The following is a 6,403-nucleotide window of genomic DNA, read 5'->3' on the forward strand; positions in this document are numbered from 1 at the left end:
GGATTCTAGGGTCTGCGCGCGTCGCTTCGCTCCTTGCTTCGCCCTAGAATGACGAGGCATAGGTCGGCGTTCCTTCGCGCCCCCCTCTGTCCTGCCGGACATCTCCCCCACTAGGGGGGAGATCGGCCGTCGCCACGGCTTTCGCCAATCTCCGACGTCTGTCCTTCCTACCAATCCAGCCCGAACACCAGCTTGCCGAAATGCAGGCCGCCGGCTGCCATGTGGGTATAGGCTTCGGTCACCTCGTTCTGTGAGAACACCTTGTCGACGACCGGCTCGATGCCGGCGGCGCCGATGGCCCGCGCCGCGTCCTTGAGGTCGGACACCGATCCGGTGTTGTTGCCCACCACCTTCAGCGCCTTGATGATGATCGGCAGCAGGTTGACCGTCGCCTCGGCGCCGGTGACGAAGCCGATGGTGAACAGCGTGCCGCCGGGCGCGGTGGCGTTGACCGCCCGGGCGAAGGTGGCGGCGCCGCCTGTCTCGACGACGAGGTCGGCGCCGAAGCCGTCGGTCAAGTCCAGCACCTTGTCGTCCCAGTCCGGCGTCGAGCGGTAATTGATCAGGTGATCGGCGCCGAGCGCCTTGGCCCGCTCCAGCTTCTCGTCCGAGGACGAGGTGATGATCACGGTGGCGCCGGCCGCCTTGGCGAGCTGCAGCGTGAAGATCGAGACGCCGCCGGTGCCGAGCAGCACGACGACGGAGCCCGGTCCGACATCAGCGGCGCGGATCGCGTTCCAGGCGGTGGTGCCGGCGATGGGCAGCGTCGAGGCCGCCTCGAAGGAGAGATGCGCCGGGACCGGCACGACGGAATTGGCCGGGAGCGCAACATATTCGGCGAGCGATCCGGGCAGCGAGATGCCGCGCATCTGCCTCATCTCGTAAGGACGCGGCCGGCCGCCGATCCAGCGCGGCTTGGCATGGGCGACGACGCGGTCGCCAACGGCAAAGGTGGTCACGCCCTCGCCGAGCGCGACGATCTCGCCGGCGCCGTCGGCGACGGGTATGAGCGGGAAAACCGGCCCGGGATAGTTGCCGCTCGCCACGGCGACGTCGACGAAATTCAGGCTCGCCGCGCGCTGGCGGATCAGCACTTCGCCGCGCTGCGGTTCGGGCGTGGCGACGCTGGCGGCGCGGAAGGCGTCGAGCCTGGGCTGGGTGAGTTCGATGGCTTTCATGGGTTCACTCCGTGGGGCCGATTGACGGTTGAGTGAAGCTATCTGCTGCGCTATGCCTCGATAATTGTCGTCTTTTGCATTTGAGTATTGCAAATCATGCAACAATCCCACGAGCCCGCCGCCCTTGCCGAAATGGCCGCCTTCGCGGCCGTCGCCGAGGCGCATTCCTTCACCCGGGCGGCGGCGAGGGTCGGGCGCGACGCGACCATCCTGTCGCGCCGGCTGCAATCGCTGGAAGAGCGGCTGGGGGTACGGCTGCTCCACCGCACGACGCGCAGCGTGTCGCTGACCGAGGCGGGCGCGGAATTCCTGGTCCGCGTGCGCGCCATCCTGGCTTCTGTCGACGAGGCCGAAGCCGCCGCCTCCGCCCATGCCGGCGGCCGGCCGCGCGGGCTGCTCAGGCTGGCGCTGCCCGGCACGTTCGGGCGCATGTGGATAGCCCCGTTCCTGCCGCAGTTCCTCGCCGAATTCCCGGATCTGCGCATCGAGGCCGAATTCTCCAACCGCTTCGCCGATCTCGTCGCCGAGAATTTCGACGTCGCCGTGCGGCTGGGCAGCCTCGAGGATTCACGCCTGGTGGCGCGCAAGGTGGCGACGCGGCGCCGGCTGCTCTGCGCCGCCCCGTCCTACCTTGCTCGAAGGGGCATGCCTCAGACGCCGCAGGCGCTGCTCGAACATCCCTGCCTCGGCTTCACCGGCTTCCAGACCTTTCCGGTCTGGGAGATGACCGACCGTGAGGGCCGGCGCGCGCGCGTCGAGGTTTCCGGGCCACTGGTCAGCGACGACGCCGAGGTGCTGGTCGAGGCCGCCGTGCAAGGCGTCGGGCTGATGATGAGCACGGACTGGCTGGTCGGACGCGAGATTGCCGACGGCCGGCTGGTGCCGATCCTGGAGGACTGGACGCTGGCCGACGAGGGCGCGGTTTATGTCGTCACGCCCTCAGCCAAAGGCCAGGCCGCCAAGACCCGCGCCTTCGCCGACTGGATCGGCAAGCGATTTTCGCCCGAGCCGCCCTGGCGGCGATGAGAAGGCAACCTCCGAGATGTCGGCGGAAGTCCTGAGCGGGTGATCAAGGCATTCAGGGACCATGAACAAAAATTAGGAGCCTGGCGACATGCCGGCTAAACTGCTCACCCGCTCACGCAAGAGGCAACGCTAATGTCCACGACTGTAAATGTCCGCTACATGGTCAACGATGTCGAAGAGGCCCTCACCTGGTACACGAAACATCTGGGCTTCACGCAGCTTTCGAACCAGGCGCCGGCCTTCGCGGATGTCTCGAGGGGAGCGCTTCGGCTGCTCCTCAGCGGTCCGACCAGTTCGGCGGGCAGGCCGATGCCGGATGGCGAGCGGCCTGGCCCAGGCGGCTGGAACCGCATCCACCTGATCGTCGAGGATCTTGCGGCCGAGGTTGGCCGGCTGCGGTCGGCGGGCCTCAGCTTCCGCAATGAAATTGTGACCGGGCCTGGCGGCTCGCAAATCCTGCTTGTCGATCCTTCCGGCAATCTGGTGGAATTGTTCCAGCCGGCCAAGGCCCGGTGATTGCAAACCCACGTCGTGGCGGCAAGGGCGTGGGGAACTGGCGATCGTCGGCATCGCGCCTGCGATTGCCTTACGGTGTTCCATGCCGCGGGGGAAAGAGTGACGGATCTGCCGACTACGCTGGAGAAGTCGATCTAGCGCCAGCCTATCCTTCGTCATGTATGGACGGCGCCTCTTGGGCAAGAGGGGCCGTCCATACATGACGAAACGAAAGGGTGGGAGATTGCGCGCTCGCCCGTTGTCGCCAATCCCTGTATGATCCACCGCATCACTAGGGGGAGCGATCATGAAACGCGGGCTGGCAACACTCATCCTGGCACTGCTCACCACCCTGCCCGCTCATGCCGCGTCCTGCTCCTGGTCCGCCAGGATGGAGGAGGACGAGGGCGGCAGGGTGATGATGGCCTCGGTCTGCGGCGGGCCGAAGGGCGATGCGCATCTGATGCTCGCCTGTTTCGGCAAGCCGGTGCTGAGCTACGATCTCGGCGCCGCGGGCGGACAGCTGGAGCCCGGCATCAGCGGCTCCTTCACCTTCAAGGCTGGCGACAAGAGCCTGACGGAGAAGCTCGAGCTGGAGGCGATGTACAACTACTTCACCACCGAGCTCTCCGGCCCCGCCGACCCGTTGCTTTCGCTGCTGCGCGGCAAGGGCGAGGTGACGGTCAGCGCCGACAAGTATGGCGCGACGACGTTTCCGCTGAAAGGCTCAGGTGCTGCGATCGGCAAGGTGCTGGCCGAGTGCGGCAAGGGTTCGGGCGGCGAGGCCGATTGACGCCTGTTCGAGGCCTTTCTCGCCGCGCTTGGTCACGCCTTGCGTGGAAGCGGGATCGGCTGGAAACCGACGTCCGGCTCGGCCAGCCGCGTGGCATCGCGCCCGCCTGCCTTGGCGGCGTAGAGCGCCTTGTTCGCCTGAAGAAGCAGGCTCGTCGGATTGTGGCGGGCGGTCGGGCCGCTGATGGCGATGCCGATGCTGATGGTGACGATCTTGTGCTCGCTGCGATCATGTTTCAGCGCCCGCTCGCGCACCGCGGCGCGCAAATCGTTGGCCACGCGGATCGCGCCGGCGGCCGAGGCCTCCGACAGGATGACCGCGAACTCCTCGCCGCCATAACGCGCCACGAAATCGGCCGAGCGCGTGCGCTGGCGCAGGCAATCGGCGATCTGGCGCAGGCACTCGTCTCCGGCGAGGTGACCGTAACGGTCGTTATAGGCCTTGAAGGAGTCGACATCGATCAACAGCAGCGCGAATTCCCGGTCGGACTGGCTTGCCTCCGCAACGACACCGGCCAGCTTCTGATCGAAGGCGCGGCGGTTGCCGACGCCAAGCAGCGGATCGGTGTTGGCAAGCTGCGCCAGCTGGTTGCTGAGCGTGGTCAGCTCTCCCTCGGTGCTCTTGATCTCGGTGATGTCGGAGACGACCACAAGCGCCAGGCCCGCCTCTGTTGGCCGTGTCCGCAACATCAGCCAGCGGCCGTCGAACAGCTTGATCTGCTGCTCGCCCGGCGTGCGCAGCGCGCCGACCACATTGTCTATCCACTCCCGCTCGTGACCCTTGGGGATGCCCACCTGCTCGCCGGTCACCGTCACGGCTTCGAGGATGTCGCGCAGTCTCGTGCCGGGAACGCGCAGGTCGCCGGTGAGCGGGAAGAAGTTCCGGTATTGCTCGTTGCAGAAGATCAGCATCCCTTCGGCATCGAACATGGCAAGTCCGTCCGACATTTCCGACAGCGCGTAGGAAAGCTGGTTCTTGGCTTCGAGCAATGCCTGTTCGAGCTGCTTCTGCGCCGTGACGTCGCGCGTGACGCCGACGAGGCCGATGATGTTGCCCTCGACATCGCGCACGGGCGTCTTCGAGGTGGAGAACCAACGGAGATTGCCCTTCGCATTGGGGACCTGCTCCTCGAAATCGGCCATCCCCTCGCCCGTTTCCAGCATTCGCTGCTCGAGCTCAAAGAGGGTCTGGGCGCGAGCAGGGTCCGCTATGTCGAAGTCGGTCTTGCCCGTCATCTGGACCGGATGGTCGTAGCCATGGAAGGCGGCGACGGACTGGTTCACGGCGACGAACTGGCCGCGCGTGTTCTTGACGTAGTAGAAGTCCGGCGCCTGGGCGACCGCGGCGCGCAGCAGATTGCGCTCCTTGGTGACAAGCTGCGTGTGCAGCACGACGAGGCCGGCCACGGCGGTTGCCGCCATATTGAGCGCGATGAGCGGCAGCACGAGGCGCGCGTCGATAACGGGGACGGCCGTCTGCGGCAGGATCGAGATCGGTACCAGCCCGGACAGGCCAACGCAGACCGCAAACACCAGCACTTGCCAGGTGCGCGTCTGGCGGCGCCCGATGATGCGGTTGGCAAGAACGCCGGCGGCGAACGCCACCGCAATGCCGACCAGTCCGGCAGTGAGGCCTTGGCCGCCGATGGCGATGCGGTATCCCAGCGGAAAGGCGGCGGCCACCAATGCGCCCGGCAGGCCGGCGAACAGGCCGGCCGTCGCAACCAGCGACGTCCTGAGATCCAGCAGGACGCCCGGCCGAATCTCGACGGTCAACAGCATGGAGGCCAGCGCGCCCCAGCCCATGATGCAGCCGAAGACAAGCAGCCTGAACTTTTGCGAGCGCCCCTCAAGCCAGGGCTGCACGTAGTTCCAGCCGGAAACGAACAGCGCCACCGCAGCCAGATTTGCCGTAAGGTGTTGCCACATGACGCCGACCGACCTCCGATCGGGTCATTAAAAGCACCTGAAAAGTTGTTTCCGGGTTAAGGCCGCCACCCAAGGCGGTTCCCCGGTTGCGCCGCGAACGCGGCTTCCCCTTGGCGAAGCCCCTCCCCCACACGATGGGAAGGAGCAGGGTCAGGGCCTCACTTGCCATGCGCCTTCATGAACTGCCCGAGCAGTTCCACCGGCAGGGGGAACACCACCGTCGACGAACGCTCACCGGCGATGTCGTGCAGGGCCTCGAAATAGCGCAACTGCATGGCCTGCGGCTCGGTTGCCAGCATGCGGCCGGCCTCGACCAGCTTCGCCGCCGCCTGCTGCTCGCCGTCGGCGTTGATCACCTTGGCGCGGCGCAGCCGCTCGGCCTCGGCCTGCTTGGCGATGGCGCGGATCATGCTCTCATTGAGGTCGACATGCTTGATCTCGACATTGGAAACCTTGATGCCCCAGGCATCGGTGCGCTGGTCGAGTATCTCCTGGATGTCGCTGTTGAGCTTGTCGCGCTCGGCCAGCATCTCGTCGAGCTCATGCTTGCCGAGCACCGAGCGCAGCGTGGTCTGCGCCAGCTGGTTGGTGGCGGCCATGAAATCCTCGACCTGGATGATCGCCCGCTCGGCGTCGACGATGCGGAAATAGAGCACGGCATTGACCTTGACCGAGACATTGTCGCGCGAGATGACATCCTGCGGCGGCACATCCTGCACCACCACGCGCAGGTCGACCCGCACCATCTGCTGGACGAAGGGGACGAGGATGATCAGGCCGGGGCCCTTGACGCCGGTGAAGCGGCCGAGCGTGAAGACCACGCCGCGCTCATATTCCCTGAGGATGCGGATTGCCGCCGCCAGGAAAATGATCGCGGCCACGGCAATGATGAGATAGGCCACGTAACCGACCATCATTTTATTGCTCCGTTGTTGCCTGCATCGCGACGCCGCACCGTCAGCACGAGGTCGCTGACATCGATC

The 6,403-nt window shown here is 66.1% G+C and carries 6 protein-coding genes; 3 read left to right on the forward strand and 3 right to left on the reverse strand.

Annotation, left to right across the window (positions count from 1 at the left end; genetic code table 11):
• Nucleotides 1-167 precede the first annotated feature (167 nt).
• Nucleotides 168-1,178, reverse strand: a complete 1,011-nt coding sequence (locus EOA28_RS20770) for an NAD(P)-dependent alcohol dehydrogenase (RefSeq protein WP_127252387.1) — start codon at nt 1,176-1,178, stop codon at nt 168-170.
• 96 nt (nt 1,179-1,274) lie between these two features.
• On the opposite strand from EOA28_RS20770, the gene EOA28_RS20775 reads away from it, so the two are divergent.
• The 3 genes from EOA28_RS20775 (at nt 1,275) to EOA28_RS20785 (ending at nt 3,492) form a co-directional block, all read left to right on the forward strand.
• On the forward strand, nt 1,275-2,204 hold the full coding sequence (locus tag EOA28_RS20775; protein WP_127252389.1) for a LysR family transcriptional regulator: 930 nt from the start codon (nt 1,275-1,277) through the stop codon (nt 2,202-2,204).
• A gap of 132 nt (nt 2,205-2,336) precedes the next feature.
• Nucleotides 2,337-2,720 carry a VOC family protein gene (locus EOA28_RS20780; RefSeq protein ID WP_127252391.1) on the forward strand — a complete coding sequence of 128 codons (384 nt, stop codon included), beginning with the start codon at nt 2,337-2,339 and terminating at the stop codon, nt 2,718-2,720.
• A gap of 286 nt (nt 2,721-3,006) precedes the next feature.
• Entirely contained in the window at nt 3,007-3,492 is a 486-nt protein-coding gene (locus EOA28_RS20785; protein WP_245463261.1) for a hypothetical protein, read from the forward strand.
• Between the two features lie 32 nt (nt 3,493-3,524).
• Here EOA28_RS20785 and EOA28_RS20790 read toward each other — a convergent pair whose 3' ends face one another.
• Together EOA28_RS20790 and EOA28_RS20795 are read right to left on the reverse strand one after the other, a co-directional pair.
• Nucleotides 3,525-5,420, reverse strand: a complete 1,896-nt coding sequence (locus EOA28_RS20790) for a diguanylate cyclase (RefSeq protein WP_128315219.1) — start codon at nt 5,418-5,420, stop codon at nt 3,525-3,527.
• A 158-nt stretch (nt 5,421-5,578) separates the two neighbouring features.
• Nucleotides 5,579-6,337, reverse strand: coding sequence for a slipin family protein (locus EOA28_RS20795; protein ID WP_126083362.1), 759 nt, complete (start codon nt 6,335-6,337; stop codon nt 5,579-5,581).
• Nucleotides 6,338-6,403 lie beyond the last annotated feature (66 nt).

The sequence above is a fragment of the Mesorhizobium sp. M2A.F.Ca.ET.067.02.1.1 genome, from assembly GCF_004023285.1.
Lineage (GTDB): Bacteria > Pseudomonadota > Alphaproteobacteria > Rhizobiales > Rhizobiaceae > Mesorhizobium.

Excerpts from the sequence above, each read along its gene's own strand:
- EOA28_RS20785 (WP_245463261.1), top strand. The coding sequence starts at position 3,007 with ATGAAACGCGGGCTGGCAACACTCATCCTGGCACTGCTCACCACCCTG.
- EOA28_RS20770 (WP_127252387.1), bottom strand. The coding sequence starts at position 1,178 with ATGAAAGCCATCGAACTCACCCAGCCCAGGCTCGACGCCTTCCGCGCC.
- EOA28_RS20775 (WP_127252389.1), top strand. The coding sequence starts at position 1,275 with ATGCAACAATCCCACGAGCCCGCCGCCCTTGCCGAAATGGCCGCCTTC.
- EOA28_RS20795 (WP_126083362.1), bottom strand. The coding sequence starts at position 6,337 with ATGATGGTCGGTTACGTGGCCTATCTCATCATTGCCGTGGCCGCGATC.
- EOA28_RS20780 (WP_127252391.1), top strand. The coding sequence starts at position 2,337 with ATGTCCACGACTGTAAATGTCCGCTACATGGTCAACGATGTCGAAGAG.
- EOA28_RS20790 (WP_128315219.1), bottom strand. The coding sequence starts at position 5,420 with ATGTGGCAACACCTTACGGCAAATCTGGCTGCGGTGGCGCTGTTCGTT.